Raw genomic sequence first — 18,482 nt, forward strand, 5'->3', positions numbered from 1 at the left:
GCCCGAAGAGGGAATTCTCGAAGAGGATGACGGCCGTCTTCGGTTTGACCACCTCCTGGAGGAAGGTGACGACCGCCGCCGGGTACTCGCTGGCGGGCGGGTTGATCCGGAAGACGTAGTCGTAATTGCTTTCCGTGATCTTGTCCGCCGAGCCGGTCGTGACCAGGAAGGGTACCTTGAACTGCTGGGCGACGGCGGTCGCGGCGGCGGTGACGGAACTGGAGTACCCGCCCGTGATGACGGGGACCTTCTCCTGGGAGATCAGCTTCTCCGTGGCGGACCGGCCGACGTCGGGCTTCCCGGTATCGTCCTCGAAGAGAAGTTCCAGCTTTTTCCCCTTGACGCCGCCTTTCGCGTTGATCTCTTCCGCCGCTATTTCGAACGATCGCTTCTCGATCTCGCCGAACTTCGCCTGCTCGCCTGTCAGCGGCAGCACGATCCCGACCTTGATAACTTCCGCCGCCGTTGCCGCGTTTCCGAGGAACGACGCGAGGAACAGCGCGAAGCAGAAAACAAGCCATTTCTTTTCGCCTTTCATTGTTGGTTCTACCTCCCTGTTTTTTTTATTGTCTTTCCGGTGCCGCGTTGAAACAGTAACTTATATCATTTTTCCGAGACCGCCCAGCGAAAAATTTATCATCAACCGACCATGTTCAGACCGCCGTTGACGCTCAGGACCTGCCCGGTGATGTAGGAGGCGTCTTCCGACGCCAGGAAGTGGATGGCGGCGGCGATCTCCTCCGGCCTGCCCAGGCGCCGGAAGGGGATGCCGCGCTTGATCGCCTCGATGATCCTGCTTCCCTCCTCCGTCCCGAAATTCTCCGTGAGGAGCGGGGTCTCCGTCGGCCCCGGGCAGACGCAGTTGACGCGGATCCCGTGCTGGGCGACTTCGCGGGCGACGGCTTTCGTGAAGGCGATCACCCCGCCCTTGGCGCCGGAGTAGACCGCCTCGCCCGAGCTTCCGACCCTGCCCGCGTCGGAGGCCACGTTGACGATCGCCCCTCCCTCCTTCCCCGCGACCATGGCTTCAAGAGCCACGCGCGTCCCGTGCACCACCCCCATCAGGTTGATCTCCACCACCTTCGCCCAATCCTCCGGAACCGTCGACAGGAACGGGGTGATCCGATCCCAGCCGGCGTTGTTCACCCAGATGTCGATCCTTCCCAGGCCGGCGATCACCTTCTTCCCAACGGCCTCCACCTCGGAAAACCGCCGGATGTCCGTCTTGACGAAGAGAAGTCGCGCGCCCCTCTTCTGCCCCACCACCCGGAGATGCTCCATCGCTTCGTCGCGCTGATCCGCAACCGCCACGTGCGCCCCCTCCCTCAAGAACCGCGTGGCTACCGCAAAACCGATGCCGCGCGACCCTCCGGTGACGACCGCCACTTTCCCTTTCATCTGACCCCCCATCGCGGGGAACACTCCTCGCCATAACGAGCGCAAAGATCAGGAGTGTTCCGTTGGAATGTCCCCCTAAAAAATCTTAGGGTAACATTGACAATTCCCGCTGGCTATACTACCGTTTTTCCCCATGCTTCGGCCGCGCAACTTCCCCGCCATCGGGGTCCTGCTCCTGCTTTTCCTTCTCCCCGCCTGTACCGAAAAGCTGGCGAAGCAAACGGGACTCACCGCCCCCGACCTCTTCACTCGAGGGCAGCAGAAGTTCGCCGCGAAAAAGTACGGAGACGCGACCGAAGCCTTCCAGGTGCTCCTCGAGCGGTTTCCCAACTCCCCCCTCGCCGCGAAGGCCCAGCTCGGCCTGGCCGACGCCCGGATGAACAACAGGGACGACGTCGAGGCGGAGGTCGCTTTCGACGATTTCCTCCGTCTTTACCCTGCCGACGACAATGTTCCTTATGCCTTCTACCGGAAGGGGGAACTCCTTGCAAGGCAGGTGGCCGACCCGGGCCGGGACCAGACCAAGACCCTCGAGGCGGTCAAGGCGTTCACGCAGGTGCTGGAAAAGAGCCCGAAAGGACCCTACTCTCCGATCGCCGCCGTCAAGATCGCCGAGCTTCGGAACCGGCTGGCGGAGCACGAAAAGCAGGTGGTCTCCCACTACCTCGGCCGCAAGCATTACGCAAGCGCGGAGGCGCGCGCCCTGCGGGCCCTGTCGGAATACCCGGAAACCGCCGCCGTGCCTTCCCTCTTGTCCTTCCTCGCGGAGGCGCTGGAAAAGCAGGGAAAGAAGGCGGAGGCGGCTGAAACCAGGAAGAGCCTCGCCGAAAAGTTCCCCGCACCGGGAGGGAAGAAGCCGTGAGCCGGGACTTGTCCACGCTCATCACCATCGGGAAACGGGCCTTCGAGGAGAGGGACTTCTTCCGCGCGGAAAGGGTCCTGCGCGAGGCGATCGAAGGGGGGGCAAGCTACGCCGACCTCTACTACATCCTCGGTCTCATCTATCACCAATGGGGAAAGCTCCACCAGGGCGTCGAGTATTTCGAGAAGGCGATCGGGCTCAACCCAACCTACACCGAGGCCCTCCTCTCGCTCTCCATCACCCTCAACGACATGGGGAAGTACGAGGAGGCGAAGGCCGTCTACCGGCGTGCGAGCGAATCCGTTGTCTGCATGGGGGAACCTACGCGCGGCAACCTCTTCCGCGGGAAGATCGCCAACCTGCACTCCGAACTCGGTGAGCTGTACCTCGCCCTGGGCCAGAACGAGGAAGCGATCCAGGAATACAGGAAGGCCCTCGCGGTGGCTCCCGAGTATCCCGACCTGCGCATCCGGATGGTCGTGGCGCTACGGGAAGCAGGCAAGCTGGTCGAGGGGCTGGAGGAAGTGGAGAAGGTCCTCGCCGCCCACCCGGACAACGTCCCTGCGAGGATCCAGCAGGGGATTCTCCTGTACCTGTCGGGGAAAAAGGAAAAAGCACGCCGCGCATGGGAGGAGGCCCTCTTCCGGGACCCCACGAACAAGCTGGTCCAGCTCTACCTCAACACGCTCGACCGGGATACCAAAGGCGAGTAACCCCCCCGGCCGGCCTATTTCACCCACCCGGACAGCGATCGGAGCGCTTCCGCAAGGCCGTCGGTCTTTGAACCGCCCGCCTGGGCCATGTCGCGCCGCCCGCCGCCGCCGCCGCCTACCGACGTGGCGGCCTTCCTGACGATGTCGTTCGCCGAATAGGAGGACAGCAGGTCCTCCGTCACGCCCGCCACGAGGTGGCACCGGTCGCCCTGGACGCTACCCAGGAGCAGGATCCCGCTTTTCATCTTCCCCTTGACCTTGTCGGCCAGATCCCGCAGGGCGGCGGCGTCCATCGGCTCGACCTCGGCGGACGCGAACGTCACGCCCCCCGATTTCACCGCCTTGCCCAAGACCTCCCCGACGAGGTCCCGCGATGCCCGGCGCCTGGCCTCCTGGAGCTCCTTCTCGAGGCCCTTGATCTGGACGAACAGCTTGCGGACGCGATCGGCGGCGTCCGCCGGAGAGACCTTGAGGTCGCGCGAGATTTCGTGCAGCAGGCCGGCCTCGTCCCGCAGGTGGCGCAGCGCCGCGATCCCCGTCAGGGCCTCGATGCGGCGTACCCCCGACGCGAGCGCCCCCTCCGAAACGATCCGGAAAAGGCCGATCTCGCTCGTGTTGCGGACGTGCGTTCCCCCGCACAGTTCCCGGCTGATGCCGGGGACGCTCACCATCCGGACGGCGTCGCCGTATTTCTCGCCAAAGAACGCCATCGCGCCTGCCGCAATCGCCGCGTCGTGCGGCAGGGATTCCCACTTCACCGGTAACGCCGAGAAGATGGCCTCGTTGACCTGGTTTTCCACCTCGTGCAGCGCCTCCCCCGGGATCCCTTCGAAGTGGGTGAAATCGAACCGGAGCTTGTCCGGGCCCACGTACGAGCCCGCCTGCTTTACGTGGGTCCCCAAAACGTTCCGGAGCGCCGCCTGGAGGAGGTGCGTCGCGGTGTGGTTGCCCTGTGTCCGGCGCCGCACCTGCTCGTCGACCGAAAGGTCCACCGCCTCTCCCCCGCGCACCGTCCCCTCGGCGACCTTCGCGTGGTGGACGATCGCGTCCGCGGCGGGTTTTCGCGTCGACAGGATCTGCAGCCGGAATCCCTTCCCCGCGCCGGTCCCGATGTCCCCCGCCTGCCCCCCGGATTCCCCGTAGAAGGGAGTTACGTCCGTGGCGAAATCGATCTCCTCGCCCGCCCCTGCGCAAGGTACCTGCTCCCCCGTCCGGAAGAGGGCCACGATCCTGCCCGCGGCGGCAAGACGCTCGTAGCCGACGAACTCCACCGCGATCCCTGCGCCGGAAAGGAACGCTGCCGCTGCGTCGGACGCGGCGACCTCTCCCCCCTTCCAGGAAACCCGGGACTGCGCCCGCTGCTTCTCCATCTCTCTTTCGAACCCTTCCTGGTCGAGCGCAACGCCCCGCTCGCGGCACAGGTCCGCCGTGAGATCCGCAGGGAATCCGTAGGTGTCGTAGAGCCTGAATGCCACCTCGCCGGCGAATACGACCCTCCCCTCCCTCCCGATCCGGGAGAATTCGTCCTCGACCATCCGCAGGCCCGCGTCGAGGGTCTCGAGGAACCGCTTCTCCTCGTTCACGGCCACGGTGTCGATGAACGCGGCGTTCTTGCCCAGTTCCGGGTATGCGGGCGAGAACTCCTGCACCACGGTGCCCGCCACCCGGTGGAGGAACGGCCCGTCGAATCCGAGTTTCTTCCCGTGCCGCAGGGCGCGCCGCATGATCCGGCGCAGGACGTACCCCCGCCCCTCGTTGGAGGGGAGCACGCTGTCGGCGATGAGAAACGCCGTGGCCCGCGCATGGTCGGCGATCACCCGCATCGCCGCGTCGGCGGCTTTCGACGTTCCGGGAGCGACGCCGCAAAGACGGGCGATTTCACGGAGAATCGGCTGGAAGAGGTCGGTGTCGTAGTTGCTGGCGACCCCCTGGGCGACCGCGGCCAGCCGTTCCAGCCCCATCCCTGTGTCGATGCTGGGCTTCGGCAACAGCGTCTTCTTGCCGCTCTCATCCTGGTTGTACTGCATGAAGACGAGGTTCCAGATCTCGAGGAACCGGTCGCAGTCGCAACCCACGGAGCACCCGGGCCGCCCGCACCCCACCCCATCCCCCTGGTCGTAGATGATCTCGGAGCACGGCCCGCACGGTCCCGTAGGCCCCATCGCCCAGAAGTTGTCCTTCTCGTCGAACCGCACGATCTGCGAGGCGGGCAGCCCCATCGTTTTGTGCCAGAGGTCGTACGCTTCGTCGTCCTCCCGGAAGACGGACACCGTCATCCGCCGGCCGTCGAGCCCGACCTCCCGCGTGAGGAAATCCCACCCGAAGAAGATCGCCTCCTTCTTGAAGTAGTCCCCGAAGGAGAAGTTCCCCAGCATTTCGAAGAGCGTGTGGTGTCGGGCCGTATAGCCGACGTTCTCGAGGTCGTTGTGCTTGCCGCTGACGCGCAGGCAGCGCTGCGCGGTGGCCGAGCGTGTAAGGGAGGCGGGCCCCAGTCCCAGGAAATTCTCCTTGAACTGCACCATGCCGGCGTTCGTGAACAGCAGGGTCGGGTCGTTTCCCGGCACCAGGGAGGACCCGGGAAGGACCTTGTGGCCGTTCTTCTCGAAATAGGAAAGAAATGCGGCGCGAAGAGAAGCCCCGGTCTTCGACAATGGTTTATCCCTCGCCTTCCTGGATGTCGAACGAAAACCCCCCGATGGCCCTCCGGCACATCTCCGGGGAAAACCCGCGCCCCGCGAGAAACCGGTAGGCCTTGGCAGCCCCCTGCCGGCCGTAGGGGAGCCCGGCGCGGAACCTCTTCCGGAGGGCGGCGGAAGCGGCGGCCAACTCCTCTTCCCCGGAGGAGGATTCCCGCAGGATTTTCTCGACAAGGTCCGGCGGAAAATGGCGCGCCCGCAGGACCCAGATGATCTTTGCGGATCCGTAGGAGCGCGTCTCGCGGTAAGAGCGCACCAGCTGCGCGCAAAGCTCCGGGTCGTCCACCAGCCCAAGCTCCTGAAGCCGGCGGATCACCGCCGAAGCCTCCGTCGGGGGAATCCCCTTCTTCGCAAGCCTTTCCCGGATTTCCCCCTCGCTCAAGCCCCGCCGGGAGAGCATCCGGAGCGCCGCTGCCATAGCCCCGCCCGGGGGCGGCGGCTCTCCGCTTTTACTCCTTCGTCGGCAGCTCGCCGCTCTTGTCAAAATCGTCCCAGGTCAGGTCCGTGCCCGAGGAGATCCCGCGGATGCGCAGCGCCAGATCGTCGGGGTTCGAGGCCTGCCGCAGCGCCTCGTCCAGGGAGATCAGCCCTTCCTTGTAGAGCAACATGAGGGACTGGTCGAAGGTCTGCATCCCGTAGCTCACGTACCCCTGGGCGATCGCCTCCCGGATCTTTTTGGTCTTGTCCTTGTCCTCGATGTACTCCCTGACCCGGGCGGTGTTGATCATGATCTCGATCGCCGGCACGCGGCCCTTTCCGTCGGCCTTCGGCACCAGCCGCTGGGAAATGACGGACCTCAGCAGGGAAGCCATCTGGATCCGAACCTGCTTCTGCTGGTAGGGCGGGAACGCTCCCACGACGCGGTTGATCGTCTCGGCGGCGTCGAGCGTGTGCAGCGTCGAGAGGACAAGGTGCCCCGTCTCGGCGGCCATGATCGCCGTCTCGATCGTTTCCAGGTCGCGCATCTCGCCCACGAGGATCACGTCGGGGTCCTGCCGCAGGGCGCTCCGGAGCGCCCCGGCGAGGGAAACGGTGTCCACGCCCAGCTCCCGCTGGTTGATGATGCTCTTCCGGTCATGGAGGAGGAACTCGATCGGGTCCTCGATCGTAACGATGTGGCAGCTGCGGTGTATGTTGATGTATTCGATGATGGAGGCCAGGGTCGTCGACTTCCCGCAGCCGGTGGTCCCGGTGCACAGGACCAGTCCGCGGTTCTCCAGCGCAACCTTTTCCAGCACCTTCGGCAGGTGGAGCTCCTCGAAGGACAGGACTCCGACGGGGACGATGCGGAGAACGATCCCGATCGTGCCGCGCTGAATGAAGATATTGACGCGGAACCGCCCCAGCCCCGAGATGCTGTAGGCGCAGTCGAGTTCGTGGACCAGCTCGAATTTTTTCCGCTGTTCCTCCGTGAGGATGACCGCGCCCATGGCGGAGAGCTCTTCCGGTTTGAGCGGCTCCGGCACCTTGAGGGGGACAAGCTTGCCGTTGATCCGGAAGACGGGCAGAAGCCCGGCCTTCAAGTGGACGTCGGAAGCGCCATGACGGACGGCCGCCTTGAGGATGTCGTTGAGTTCCATTTAGGTGGCTCCTTCCTGCGCCGCGCGGCCGGCTTCCCCGATGCCGTAGTTCGCCAGGATCTTTTTCCGGAGGCCGGAGCCGATCTCCGGGTGCTCCTTGAGGAAGCCCCTGGCGTTCTCCCGCCCCTGGCCGATCCGCTCCCCTTCCAGGGAATACCACGCGCCGCTCTTCTCGATCATCCCGAGCTCCGTGCCGATGTCCAGGAGATCCCCTTCCCGCGAGATCCCCTCTCCGTAAAGGATGTCGAACTCCGCCTCCCGGAAGGGGGGCGCGAGCTTGTTCTTGACCACCTTGACGCGCGTGCGGCTCCCGATGATCTCGTCGTCCTTCTTGATCTGCGTCAGGCGGCGGATGTCCATCCGGACGGAGGCGTAGAACTTGAGGGCGTTCCCGCCGGTCGTCGTCTCCGGGTTGCCGAACATCACACCGATCCTCATCCGGATCTGGTTGATGAAAATGACCGCCGTCTGCGACTTGCTGATCGTCGCGGTGAGCTTGCGGAGGGCCTGGGACATCAGGCGCGCCTGGAGTCCCATGTGCGCGTCCCCCATCTCCCCCTCGATCTCCGCCTTGGGGACCAGCGCCGCGACCGAGTCGACGACGAGGACGTCGAGCGCGCCGCTGCGCACGAGCATTTCAGCGATCTCAAGGGCCTGCTCCCCGGTGTCCGGCTGGGAGATCAGCAGATCCTCGGTGGAAAGACCCAGCTTTCTCGCGTACGAAAGGTCCAGGGCATGTTCCGCGTCGATGAACCCCGCAATCCCCCCCTGTCGCTGCGCCTCCGCGACGATATGCAGGGCCAGCGTGGTTTTCCCGGACGCCTCCGGGCCGAAGATCTCCGTCACGCGACCCCGGGGGATTCCGCCGATTCCCAGTGCCACGTCCAGGGAGAGCGCCCCCGTGGAGATCACGGGGATGTCTTTTACGGGCGTGTCGGCCCCGAGACGCATGATCGCACCCTTGCCGTAATTCTTTTCGATCGCCGAAAGCGCCATTTCGAGCGCCTTCCGGCGGTTCGGGTCCTGGATCATTTCCCTTTCTCCTCTCTCTCCGTCCTCTCGGGCCCCCGCGGGAGTGGAATGTCGCGCAGGACGGTATACACAGCTCCTCCCGGAGACAGCCGGCTTTCGTACAGTTGGTACGAGTTTACCCCGACCGCCCCGAACGGTTTCCCGGACAGGGCACTGGCGTATCTCTCCCCCCACCCCGGGGGGAGCCTGTCTCGTACGCGGCCGACCGTGATGTGCGGGTGGAACGGCCTTTCCTCGCATGGGAAGCCCGCGCCGGAAAGCACCTTTTCCATATTCTCTTGCAACTTCCCGACCAATTCAAGCGGTTCCCGGATGCCGACCCACAGCACGCGCGGAGCACGCAGGGATGGAAATCCTCCCGCCCCCTCGGCGAGGAACTCGAAGGCAGGGATCCCGCTCCCTGCCGCAAGGAGCAGCGAGGCGATCTCGTCCACCCTTCCGGGCGATGTCTCCCCGAGAAACTTCAACGTTACATGGAGGTTTTGCTCGGGGGTCCAGGAAACGGCGAGACGCCGCGCGTGGAACGGGGAAATCGCTTCCCGGATCGCCCGACGGAACGAAGGCGGCAGGCCGATCCCGATGAACGCCCTCATTTCGTTTCTCCCCCCACGGCGCGCACCCGCAGGAGAAGCTCGGTCAGGGCCCAGGCCACGGCCTGGCCACGGACGGATTCGCGGTCGCCGGAAAATTTCCTCCTGCCCGAATGCCGGACGCCATCCGCCGAAATCCCCAGACATACGGTGCCCACCGGCTTCTCCGGCGATCCCCCGCCCGGTCCCGCGATCCCGGTGACGCCGACCCCGGCGTCCGCGCCGAACCGGCGCCTGACCCCGTCCGCCAGGGCGATCGCCGCCGGCTCGCTCACCGCGCCGACGGACCGGATCAACTCCTCCGGGACGCCGAGTTCCCTGGTCTTGACTTCGTTGTGATATGCGACAACGCCCCCCAGGAAGTAGACGGAACTCCCCGGGATCTCCGTGATCGCGGCGCACAAGCTTCCCCCGGTGCACGACTCGGCGACGGCCAGCGTGATTTTCGCTCCTGAGAACGCCGCTCCTAAGCGCTCCGCCAGATTCCGGATCACCCGGTCAGCCACACGATCCCCCGGTAGGCAAGATTGGCGTACACCCCCGCAACGAGGTCGTCCGCGACGACGTACACGGCTCCCTCCCGCTTGTCCGCCCAGGCCGCGGGCCCGAATTTCACGATGTCGAAGAACCGGAAAAGGAGGAAAAGGAGCAGGACCGGCCTCCACCCCCAGGGGATCCCCGTCGCGGCCAGCAGCATTCCCGCCACCTCGTCGATCACGACCGAGGGGGGATCCCTTCTGCCCGTTTCCCGGATTTCCACGTGCGCGGAGGGAACCGACAGCAGGAGCACTCCGGCGAGCGCGCAGTAATGGACCGGCCCCGTTCCGCCTCCCCAGAACCACAGCGGCAGGGCGAGCAGGGAGCCGAACGTTCCGGGGGCCACGGGAGCGAAACCCAGCCCGAGCCCTGAGGCGACCGCCCTCCAGAGCAGATTTCCCCGAAAACGTTTTCGTTGAAAGATAGGCATAACCAGATTATCAATTTTACATTTATAATAAACGACTGTGACAAATAAAACGATTTTTGCCATCCACGGGGCATTGCGAGACGAAAATGCCTGAAAGCGACCTCATACAGCGAATCTCCCGGGCGGTCACCGAACTGGCAAAGGGGCTGAAAAGCGTCAGCTTCTACCCTCCCGGACACCCCGCGCTGATCCAGGCCATCTCCAAAATCATCTCCAACTTCGAAGAGATCCCGCTGCCGGAGGAAGGGCTGGAAATCGACGTGACCAAGAACACCCTCCTATACGGGGAAACACCTCTCCCGGTTCCGAGCAAGGCGATCGCGGACCTGAACCGGGAGCTCTATCTCCGACGCGCAGGCAAGATCATCTTCCTGCCCAACCTGAAGTCCAACGAGATGATCGCATTCCTCGGCATCCTCAACCGCGACCTCCAGCAGATCCAGGACGAGGGCGGCCTCGAGCAGGTAATGATCCGGGCGAAAGTGTCGCGGATCTGGGTGAACCGCGTGGATTACCAGGGCCTCACGGAGATGATGAAGACGGAGGAGGAGGTCCTGCCCGAAGAGAGCGCAGAGTCTGCGCAGACCGACGCGGAACCGTCGTTGGGTCTGGAGAATGTGGATCTGGAAGAATTGACGATCGAGGACCTTCTGGGCCTGATCGAGAAGGAAACCGACGCCGCCACGTACCGCGACCACCTCATCGCTCTCACCCGGGCCCTTTTCAGCGAGCGAATGGACCGGAAGATCGAATTCGCTTCCCGGGCGCTCATGATCTTCGCGGGCCACATCGAGCGCCCGCCCATGCAGAACGCGGAGATCGCCAACCTCGCGCGCCTCGGGATCAAGGAGATGGCCACCGAAGAGCTGGTCTCCCATTACATCCATCTCCTTCGGGGGAAGTCCGGAAGGGGCCGCCGGGGGGTGGAGACGGTGCTGGTGGCGTTCGAGGACCGGGCCGTCAAGCCGCTTCTCCGGACGCTCGCGGACGAGGAGGACCTCCTCGCGCGGAGATCGATCGTGGAGATCGTCGTCCGGATCGGCAGGCCCGCAGTACCCGCCATCCTCGAGAACCTGAACGACTCCCGGTGGTTCATGATCCGCAACATGGTGAAGATTCTCGGAAGCCTGGGGCTCCCCGATCTCGCACCGCACGTGGCCAACGCCCTGTCCCACCCGGACCTCCGCGTGAAGAAGGAGGCGATCAAGGCGCTTTCCAAGCTCCCCCACCCCTCCGCGGTCCAGGCATTGGGGGAACTCTGCTTCTTCCCGGAGGAAACGGTGGCCCTGACCGCCACCGCGGCGATGTCTTCCAAAAAGGAATCCGAGGCCGTCCTCACCCTGTTCCGGCGGACCGTCCACAAGCGGTTCCTGTTCCCCATTTACCGGCTGGCCCACGAAGCGATCGAATCCCTGCGGGCCATCGACACCGACGAGGCGGTCACGGCCCTGGAAGAAATCCTCCGGACGACGGCCGTCTGGGAGACGAAAAAGTTCCGGGCCATGAAAACCCACGCGCTCCGGAGCATCTCAAAGATGAGCGGGGAAAAGGCCAAGGAGGTGCTCGAACGGGCCGCCCGCGCACCGGAGAAATACCTGAGAGCGGAGGCGGAACGCCTCCTCAGGAAAAATTAGAGGAGGATCGGCCATGAACCGGCGCGAACAGGAAATCCTGATTACCGGCCTGATCCGGGCACTGGGAACTTCCCTGAGGAACCGGGGGCTCTATCCCGCCGCGCACCCCCTGGTCCGTACCCCCGTGGAGAAGGTGCACAAGGACCTCCTCCTGCTCTTCGGAGACCATTCCGAGCTCGTCCTCCTCATTACGGATGGCACGCTGGTCTTCGAAGGGGTCCCCATCTTCAGCCTGACCTCCTCCCACGAATTCTTCATGGAACGGCTCTCCCGGATCGGGGTGCCGGCCATCATTTTCGACAAGAGGCTCACGCCCGGCGACATCGAGAACTTCATCCGTTTCCTCCATGAGACGAAGGAGCAGGAGCTCTCCCCGAACCGGATCCAGGAACTCCTTTTCCAGTCGGGAGTCACCTACATCCGCGTCAAGCCGATCGAGGACAGCGAGAAGGACGACCAGACGGTCGCGCACGAACTTTACGACAACGCGGTCTCCGTGGTGGTCTCGGTCCTGCGGGACGTGCGGTTGGGACGGATCCCTTCCGGGGCCGAGTCCGAGCGCGTGGTCAAGGACATGAGCAGCATGCTCACGCGGAACCGGGATGCCATGCTGGCGCTGACGCTCATCAAGAAGTACGACGAGTACACCTACAACCATTCCGTGAACGTGGCCGTTCTGTCGCTCGCCCTTGCCGATACCCTGAATCTCTCCTCCCAGGACAAGGTCGACGTGGGAGTCGCGGGCCTCCTGCACGACATCGGGAAAACGCAGCTCGCCCTCAACCTCATCCGGAAGCCCAGCACGCTGACCCCAATGGAGTTCGAGGAGATCAAGAAGCACCCCGGGGAAGGGTTCGCCCTTCTCGGGAAGATGTCCCATATCCGTCCCGCCTCCGCGTACTTGGTCCTGGAACACCACATGCGGTTCGACCGGACGGGATATCCACGCCCGGAGCCGGATTACCGCATGCACCCCAATTCCAACGTCATTCCCGTTGCCGACAGCTATGACGCGCTGACGACGATGCGATCGTACCAGAAGGCCCGGTTCCCGCAGGAGTCGCTGGAGATCATGAAGAATGTCGCCGGCAAGTCGCTGGACCCAGGGGTCGTAGAGGTTTTCGCGAAAATCATGGGAACCTATCCGGTAGGGACCATGGTTCGATTGAACACCATGGAGATCGGGGTGGTCTCGGGGCAGGGGACATCCGGCGAGGGGGGGCAGAAGGTCGTGGTCCTGTTCGACCTGAACGGCAACCCGCTCCCCCGGCCGGAACAGGTGGACCTGGGCGAATCGGACGGAGCGTCGAAAAAGCCGCGCCGGATGATCCTCGGGCCGGTGAACCCGCAATTCCACCCGTCCGCAACCACGGGGGCCCTGTTCTCCGCGATGGCTCCAGCTTAAGCATCCCCCCCGCTCCACTCCGACAGGGCGCGGGCCGCCGCCGCGCGAACCGCCTCGCTCTCCGAGCGCGCCTGGAGGAGGATCTTCTCCCACTCTTTCTTTTCCGCGACGAGGGCATACGCCTCCACCGCCTTGCCGGCGACTTCCGGATCGGGGTGGCCAAGAAATTTTCCGATGACGGGGGCGAGTTCCTTCCTCCGGGATCTCCCCAGCGTCTCCAGGAGGTTCCCCAGCACGACCCCCTCCTCCTTCGGAAGCCGTTCCACCAGGGCTTTAAGAACGGTTACGGTGGGGGAGAAAGCGAGCACCCGGGCGGCGGCCCCCCGGACTTCCGCCTCGCGGTCGTTCAAGGCCGCCAGCAGGAGGGAGATCCCTTCCGACCCGCCGATGTCCTCCGCGGAGAAAACGACCCGCATCCGCTCCTCCAAGGTGCCCGTCTGAAGCACGTTCAAATAGGAAGCCACCGATCGCTTCGCCCTCAGCCGGTCCAGGGAAGAGGACGCGGCCTCGCGCACCGAGGGCGACGGATCCGACTGCAACCCCCGAAGGGTTTCCTCAATCCGGTTCATCACGGCTCTCCCCTCCCTTCCCCGACAGATCCTCAGCCGACGGAACGGCCGGGGTACCGACCGCGCTCCGAACCGCGTCCAGAATCGCCTTTTCGAGCGCGCGCGCTCCCAGCATCGCTGCCTGCATCACGTTTCCCCTTCGTCCCGAAAGACCGGTGGAGAGCGCTACGACGATGTCCCCGTCCATCGGCGTGTGGACAGGGCGGATGGCCCGCGACAACGCGCCGTGCGCCATCCGCGCGACGGCCATGAGTTCCTCGCGTAAAAGCGGTTCGGCCGTTGCAACGACGGCCAGTGTCGTGTTCTCCGGAGCGAAGGGCTCCCGCCGGAACCCCTCCCGGAACCGTTTCTCCGTCCAGGCGGGCCCTTTCCCATCCTCTTCCCGGGCCCCGGCGATCCAGTCGCCCGTTTCCGGGTCCACCACGTCCCCGAAAGCGTTCACGACGGCGCAGGCACCGACGATCGTTCCGCCGCCCGCCTCGCTGGCCGTCCCGAAGCCGCCCTTCATCGCGCGGCCGATGCCGAACGCCTTGCCGACCGTGGCCCCCGCGCCGGCCCCCACGGAGCCGCGGGCCGGCGGCACGGCGGACGCCCTGGAGGCAGCCGAGTATCCCATGTCGGGCGTCGGGCGAAACGAGGGATCGCCGAAACCCAGGTCGTAGATCACGGCGGTGGGAACGATCGGCACGATCCCCCCGGGGGTGGGAAATCCCATCCCTGCCTCTTCCAGATAGCGCATGACCCCCGCCGCGGCGTCGAGCCCGAAGGCGCTCCCGCCGGCAAGAACGAGGGCATGCATGCGGCCAACGGGATGGGGGCGCAGGAGAGAGTCCATCTGCCGGGTTCCAGCGGCCTCGCCGCGGATGTCGGCGGCCCCCGCTGCCCCTTGGGGGAACCGCAGTACCGTCACCCCGGAACCCCTGGCGAAGTCGTGCTCGTGCCCAAGCAGGACGCCCGCCACGTCGGTAATCGAACCTGGCATCCCCCCTCCGCAATGCGTATAGTTTTACCGGAGGTCGGCCGGTTCGTCAATCTTGATGGCCGTTCCCCGAGTTGACGGTCCGACGGGAGGAAACGTAAACTTTCTCAGGGGAATCGCCGATGGATCAGATCAGGGGAAGGGTGCTCGCGCTCGACTTCGGCAGCCGTCGCATCGGGGTGGCGATTTCCGACCTCCTCGGCATCACTGCGCAGCAGCTTCCGGCGATCCGGCGGGAGGGGGACCGAAAGGACATCGAGGCGATCGCGGTCGTGGCGAGGGAATACGGGGTGGAAACCGTGGTCATCGGTCTCCCGCTCCTCCCCGACGGGATGGAGGGGGTCCAGGCGGCCAAAGCCAGGGGGTTTGCGCTGAAGATCCACGAGTGCCTCGGTTTGCCGGTCGTCCCGTGGGACGAACGCTTCACCACGGCCCAGGCGGAACGCCATCTCATCGAGTCCGGCGTGCGACGCGAGAAACGGAAAGAGATCCGCGACAGCCTCGCCGCCGCCCTTCTCCTGCAATCCGTCCTGGACGCCCGGAACCGGAAGTAATCCCCGACATGTCTTCCCAGAAATTCAAGGTCGCCCTCGTTCTGCTGCTCGGAATGGCGTCCCTCTTCGCTTTCCTGCTCATGGACACCCCTCCGTCCAAGGATTGGCAAATGGTCAAAGTGGTCATTCCGAAAGGAAGCACTTCTTCCGAGGTCGCGCGACTTCTGGCAGAAAGAAAGGTCCTGCAGCACCCCCTCGTCTTCCGGATGCTGATCCAGGGATCGATGACGGGGAGGCGTCTGAAGTTCGGCGAATATTCGTTCCCGGACCCCCCTTCGGCAGTGGAGGCCTGGAAAAAGCTCTTTCGCGGCGAGATCACCCGCTATTCCGTGACGATCCCCGAGGGGTCGAACCTCTACGACATCGCGAAGATTCTGGGAGGCATCGAGCTCGTCGATCCTGAGAAATTCCTCGAAACCGCCGCTTCCCGGGAGGTTCTGCGCAGGCTGGGCATACCGGGGGCCACGGCGGAGGGGTTCCTCTTCCCGGACACCTACCTGCTCGAGAAGTCCATGTCCCCGGAGGACATCCTGGAGGTCATGGCCCGCCAGTTCCGCCGCAAGATCCTCCCCGAATGGGAGGGCAGGGCCCGTGAGGCGGGATTCTCGCTTCTCCAGCTCGTTACCATCGCGTCGATCATCGAAAAGGAGACCGGTGTCGACGAGGAGAAGCCATTCGTGTCGGCCGTCATCCGGAAGCGCCTCTCGCTGGGGATGCCCCTTCAGATGGACCCCACAGTGATCTACGGGCTCAAGCGGTTCGGGGAGGGACTGACGAAAAAAGACCTGCAGACGCCGTCGCAGTACAACTCTTACTTGAACCGCGGGCTCCCGCCGGGGCCGATTGCCAATCCGGGAATTTCGGCCATCCAGGCCGCGCTTTTCCCCGCCGACTCGGATTACCTCTACTTCGTATCGCGGAACGACGGGTCCCACAAGTTCTCCAGAACGCTCCAGGAACATAACCGGGGGGTGGTTTCTTACAGGAAAGACAAAACGGCGGACTAAAACGGCGAACCCGTGCGGGGGCGAGAGGGCCGCTACTCCTCGATCTCTCCGGCGGGGACTTTCTTGATCCCGTCCTCCGGCTCTTCGCGCAGGTACTTCTCCTCCCGCTCGAGCTTCTCCTGGCACTCCACGCAGTACTTGGCGAAGGGCATCACCTTCAGCCGACCCTTGGGGATTTTCACGCCGCACTCCTCGCACAGACCGTAGGAGCCTTCCTCGATCCGGTCGAGCGAGTCGTCGATCTGGCTCAGCTTCTTCTTCTCCCGGTCGGTCAGGATCATGTCCAGCTCCCGCGTCCGCTCCTCGGAGACCGAGTCCAGGATGTCCCCGATGTCGGGCGTGGTGCCCTCCGTGGTCGCCTTGGATCTGCGCGCGATATCCTTCACGAGATCCTCTCGCATGCGGAGCAGCATGTCCTTGATCGATTTCATGGGCCTTGAGACCCCCGCCGGGATCGGAAAATTACGTTAGTATAACCGGAGTCGTTCCGCTGTCAACCGGTTTTGCAAACAGGTCCCATTCCCGCGCGCCGGTCACCCGGGCCCGGCAGAAGCCCCCCGCAGGGCCCGCGTAGCCGGCCAGGTGAACGGTCCCGTCCACCTCGGGGGCTTGGCCCCGGTGGCGTCCCACCGCGCGCTCCCGGGCAAGCGTCTTTTCGACCAGCACTTCCACCTTCTCGCCGATCATGGCCGCGTTCCTCGCGGCGAGAATGTCCGCCTGGACGTCCTGAACCCGGCGCACCCGCTCCTGACTCACCGGCTCGGACACCTGGGAACGCATGGAATGGGCCGGCGTCCCTTCCTCCCGGGAGTACGGGAACACCCCGAGGTAGTCCCACCGGGTCTCGTGGACGAATCGGAGCAGCCGGTCGAACGCTTTCGCCGTCTCCCCGGGGAATCCGACGATCAGTGAGGTCCGCAGGAAGATCCCGGGGAGGCGTTCCCGCAACCGGGCGACAAGTTTCCCGACGTCATCGGGGGTGTAGCGCCGTCCCATCCTTGCGAGAACACCGGCGTCGATGTGCTGGACGGGGATGTCGAGGTAACGGCAGATCTTCTTTTCCGTCGCAAGGAGATCGATCAGGGAATCGTCGATCCTTCCCGGGTACAAGTACAGGAGCCGCACCCATCGGATGCCCCGGATCGCGCAGATTTCCCGTACGAGGGGCGCAAGCGCCCTCTTCTCCCCCCGGTCCGCGCCGTACGAAGTGATGTCCTGTCCGATCAGGTTGACCTCGCGGGCTCCCCGGCGGACGAGCAGACGGGCTTCCGCCAGGATGGACTCCTTCGACCTGCTCTTCAAAGGCCCCCGGATCATGGGGATCGCGCAGTAGGAGCAGCGGTTGTCGCACCCCTCGAGGATCTTCAGAAACGCCGATGCGATCCCTTCCACGGAAACGCGGCTCCGGTAGGCCTCGTCGCCGAGCGCCGCCTCCACGATATGGGTGCGGGGAGCCTCCCCCTCGAACATTTTCCGGATGAGACCCGGGAGGGCGGGAAGGTCTCCCGGCCCGATGAAAAGGTCGACTTCCGGAAGGAGCTTCGGAAGATCCTCCCGGTATCGGGTCGCCATGCAGCCCGCCACGACCAGGCGGCGGATCCTCCCCTTTTCCTTGGCCTGTCCCCAAGCCAGGATCTCCCCGATCGATTCCTCCTTCGCGTCGCGGATGAAGCCGCAGGTGTTGACGATGGCCACGTCCGCTCGCCCGCCGGCGACGACCCGGCAACCCTCCTCGGCGAGAAGACCGGTCATCACCTCGGTGTCCACCGTGTTCTTCGCGCACCCCAGCGTAAGGATGCGCACCGTGGGAGCCTTTCGCGGAATCATCCGTCAACGATCTCGACGCCGGCAGGCTTCCGGAAGCGGAACAGCCGGGAAGGCAGGGAAGGATCGAGGGTCGTCCCCTCCAGGTAAAGGTGATTGGCCCCGCCCATCCGGTCATAGATGTGGATCTCCCGAACCAGAAGGTCTCCGTTCCCCACGACCAGGTCGATACGGCGCACTTCCGGTGCGTCGTCGCCGCGTGGAACGAGCCGCAGGGCGGTTTCGCCGCCACCCTTCCTCGGGACGGCCTCCTCCACCCGGAAGAGTTCCGTGATCTCCCCCTTCCCGAAGAGCAGCAGGAGCGGGACCTTCCCGCCGAGCGCCTTCTCGTCGATCTTCCGCCGGAAAACCTGGGGAGAATCGGCCGGCCGGAAAAACAGGTGTTCCCCGTCGGCCAGGAAGATCTGGGCGTCCTTGCCGCGGTAATCCCACCGCATCTTCAGGGGCCGCTCGAAATAGACCTGCCCGGAGGACTTGCGCACGATCCCCAGGTTCTGCAGCGGGACCTCCTGGCGGAACCGTGCGGAAAACGTCCGGGCGGTCGCATACTTTCCGGCCACCCTCTGCAGGAGGGCCTCCCCGGTTTCCTCCGTCCCCGTCGCCACGGAGGCTGCCGCAAGAAAAACAAAGAGGGCCGCCAGCGCGGCCCGTGCCCATGCGTGCCTCAACGAG

Annotated in this window: 19 protein-coding genes and 1 pseudogene; 6 read left to right on the top strand and 14 right to left on the bottom strand. The window is 64.8% G+C overall.

Translation table 11 applies throughout. The annotated features are described in order from the left end of the window. Both A2Z13_02085 and A2Z13_02090 read right to left on the bottom strand, forming a co-directional pair. Positions 1–538: pseudogene (locus A2Z13_02085) on the bottom strand (ABC transporter substrate-binding protein). Between the two features lie 101 nt (positions 539–639). Then, on the bottom strand, positions 640–1,410 hold the full coding sequence (locus A2Z13_02090) for a hypothetical protein (GenBank protein OGP80419.1): 771 nt from the start codon (positions 1,408–1,410) through the stop codon (positions 640–642). A 121-nt stretch (positions 1,411–1,531) separates the two neighbouring features. On the opposite strand from A2Z13_02090, the gene A2Z13_02095 reads away from it, so the two are divergent. Together A2Z13_02095 and A2Z13_02100 are read left to right on the top strand one after the other, a co-directional pair. Next, a complete protein-coding gene (locus tag A2Z13_02095; protein ID OGP80420.1) occupies positions 1,532–2,260 on the top strand; it encodes a hypothetical protein in 729 nt (242 codons plus the stop codon). Continuing rightward, on the top strand, positions 2,257–2,973 hold the full coding sequence (locus tag A2Z13_02100; GenBank protein OGP80421.1) for a hypothetical protein: 717 nt from the start codon (positions 2,257–2,259) through the stop codon (positions 2,971–2,973). Before A2Z13_02095 ends, A2Z13_02100 begins: the two co-directional genes overlap by 4 nt. 14 nt (positions 2,974–2,987) lie before the next feature. Here the strand turns inward: A2Z13_02100 and A2Z13_02105 are convergent, their stop codons facing one another. From A2Z13_02105 to A2Z13_02135, 7 genes are read right to left on the bottom strand one after another with little or no spacing between them, the layout of a single operon-like run. Then, the gene (locus A2Z13_02105; GenBank protein OGP80422.1) at positions 2,988–5,624 is read right to left on the bottom strand and encodes an alanine--tRNA ligase; all 2,637 of its coding nucleotides are present in this window, start codon (positions 5,622–5,624) and stop codon (positions 2,988–2,990) included. A gap of 4 nt (positions 5,625–5,628) precedes the next feature. Further along, complete coding sequence (locus tag A2Z13_02110) at positions 5,629–6,087, bottom strand: hypothetical protein (protein OGP80423.1); 459 nt, start codon at positions 6,085–6,087, stop codon at positions 5,629–5,631. Between the two features lie 31 nt (positions 6,088–6,118). Continuing rightward, a complete protein-coding gene (locus A2Z13_02115) occupies positions 6,119–7,249 on the bottom strand; it encodes a type IV pili twitching motility protein PilT (protein OGP80424.1) in 1,131 nt (376 codons plus the stop codon). Continuing rightward, a complete protein-coding gene (locus tag A2Z13_02120) occupies positions 7,250–8,281 on the bottom strand; it encodes a recombinase RecA (GenBank protein OGP80425.1) in 1,032 nt (343 codons plus the stop codon). Continuing rightward, on the bottom strand, positions 8,278–8,874 hold the full coding sequence (locus tag A2Z13_02125) for a 2'-5' RNA ligase (GenBank protein OGP80426.1): 597 nt from the start codon (positions 8,872–8,874) through the stop codon (positions 8,278–8,280). The genes A2Z13_02120 and A2Z13_02125 overlap by 4 nt, the downstream gene beginning before the upstream one ends. After that, positions 8,871–9,377: a hypothetical protein gene (locus A2Z13_02130; GenBank protein OGP80427.1), complete on the bottom strand. Its 507-nt coding sequence runs from the start codon at positions 9,375–9,377 to the stop codon at positions 8,871–8,873. Before A2Z13_02130 ends, A2Z13_02125 begins: the two co-directional genes overlap by 4 nt. Next, a complete protein-coding gene (locus A2Z13_02135) occupies positions 9,362–9,838 on the bottom strand; it encodes a hypothetical protein (GenBank protein OGP80428.1) in 477 nt (158 codons plus the stop codon). Before A2Z13_02135 ends, A2Z13_02130 begins: the two co-directional genes overlap by 16 nt. 86 nt (positions 9,839–9,924) lie before the next feature. Between A2Z13_02135 and A2Z13_02140 the strand changes: the two genes are divergently transcribed. Together A2Z13_02140 and A2Z13_02145 are read left to right on the top strand one after the other, a co-directional pair. Beyond that, positions 9,925–11,472: a hypothetical protein gene (locus A2Z13_02140; GenBank protein OGP80429.1), complete on the top strand. Its 1,548-nt coding sequence runs from the start codon at positions 9,925–9,927 to the stop codon at positions 11,470–11,472. Between the two features lie 13 nt (positions 11,473–11,485). After that, positions 11,486–12,877, top strand: a complete 1,392-nt coding sequence (locus A2Z13_02145; protein OGP80430.1) for a hypothetical protein — start codon at positions 11,486–11,488, stop codon at positions 12,875–12,877. Here the strand turns inward: A2Z13_02145 and A2Z13_02150 are convergent. Together A2Z13_02150 and A2Z13_02155 are read right to left on the bottom strand one after the other, a co-directional pair. Further along, a complete protein-coding gene (locus A2Z13_02150) occupies positions 12,874–13,446 on the bottom strand; it encodes a hypothetical protein (protein OGP80431.1) in 573 nt (190 codons plus the stop codon). The two genes, A2Z13_02145 and A2Z13_02150, sit on opposite strands and share 4 nt — an antisense overlap. Further along, the gene (locus A2Z13_02155; protein ID OGP80432.1) at positions 13,433–14,428 is read right to left on the bottom strand and encodes a hypothetical protein; all 996 of its coding nucleotides are present in this window, start codon (positions 14,426–14,428) and stop codon (positions 13,433–13,435) included. The genes A2Z13_02150 and A2Z13_02155 overlap by 14 nt, the downstream gene beginning before the upstream one ends. A gap of 119 nt (positions 14,429–14,547) precedes the next feature. On the opposite strand from A2Z13_02155, the gene A2Z13_02160 reads away from it, so the two are divergent. Together A2Z13_02160 and A2Z13_02165 are read left to right on the top strand one after the other, a co-directional pair. After that, a complete protein-coding gene (locus tag A2Z13_02160; protein OGP80433.1) occupies positions 14,548–14,979 on the top strand; it encodes a hypothetical protein in 432 nt (143 codons plus the stop codon). 8 nt (positions 14,980–14,987) lie between these two features. Continuing rightward, the gene (locus tag A2Z13_02165) at positions 14,988–15,986 is read left to right on the top strand and encodes a hypothetical protein (protein ID OGP80434.1); all 999 of its coding nucleotides are present in this window, start codon (positions 14,988–14,990) and stop codon (positions 15,984–15,986) included. Between the two features lie 32 nt (positions 15,987–16,018). Here A2Z13_02165 and A2Z13_02170 read toward each other — a convergent pair whose 3' ends face one another. The 3 genes from A2Z13_02170 to A2Z13_02180 are packed head-to-tail and all read right to left on the bottom strand — an operon-like array spanning position 16,019 to position 18,478. Continuing rightward, entirely contained in the window at positions 16,019–16,417 is a 399-nt protein-coding gene (locus A2Z13_02170) for a hypothetical protein (GenBank protein OGP80435.1), read from the bottom strand. Positions 16,418–16,448: 31 nt separating this feature from the next. Beyond that, on the bottom strand, positions 16,449–17,813 hold the full coding sequence (locus A2Z13_02175; GenBank protein OGP80436.1) for a ribosomal protein S12 methylthiotransferase RimO: 1,365 nt from the start codon (positions 17,811–17,813) through the stop codon (positions 16,449–16,451). Next, entirely contained in the window at positions 17,810–18,478 is a 669-nt protein-coding gene (locus A2Z13_02180) for a hypothetical protein (protein OGP80437.1), read from the bottom strand. Before A2Z13_02180 ends, A2Z13_02175 begins: the two co-directional genes overlap by 4 nt. Between the last annotated feature and the right edge of the window lie 4 nt (positions 18,479–18,482).

The sequence above is a fragment of the Deltaproteobacteria bacterium RBG_16_64_85 genome, from assembly GCA_001798885.1.
Classification (GTDB): domain Bacteria; phylum Desulfobacterota; class Deferrimicrobia; order Deferrimicrobiales; family Deferrimicrobiaceae; genus FEB-35.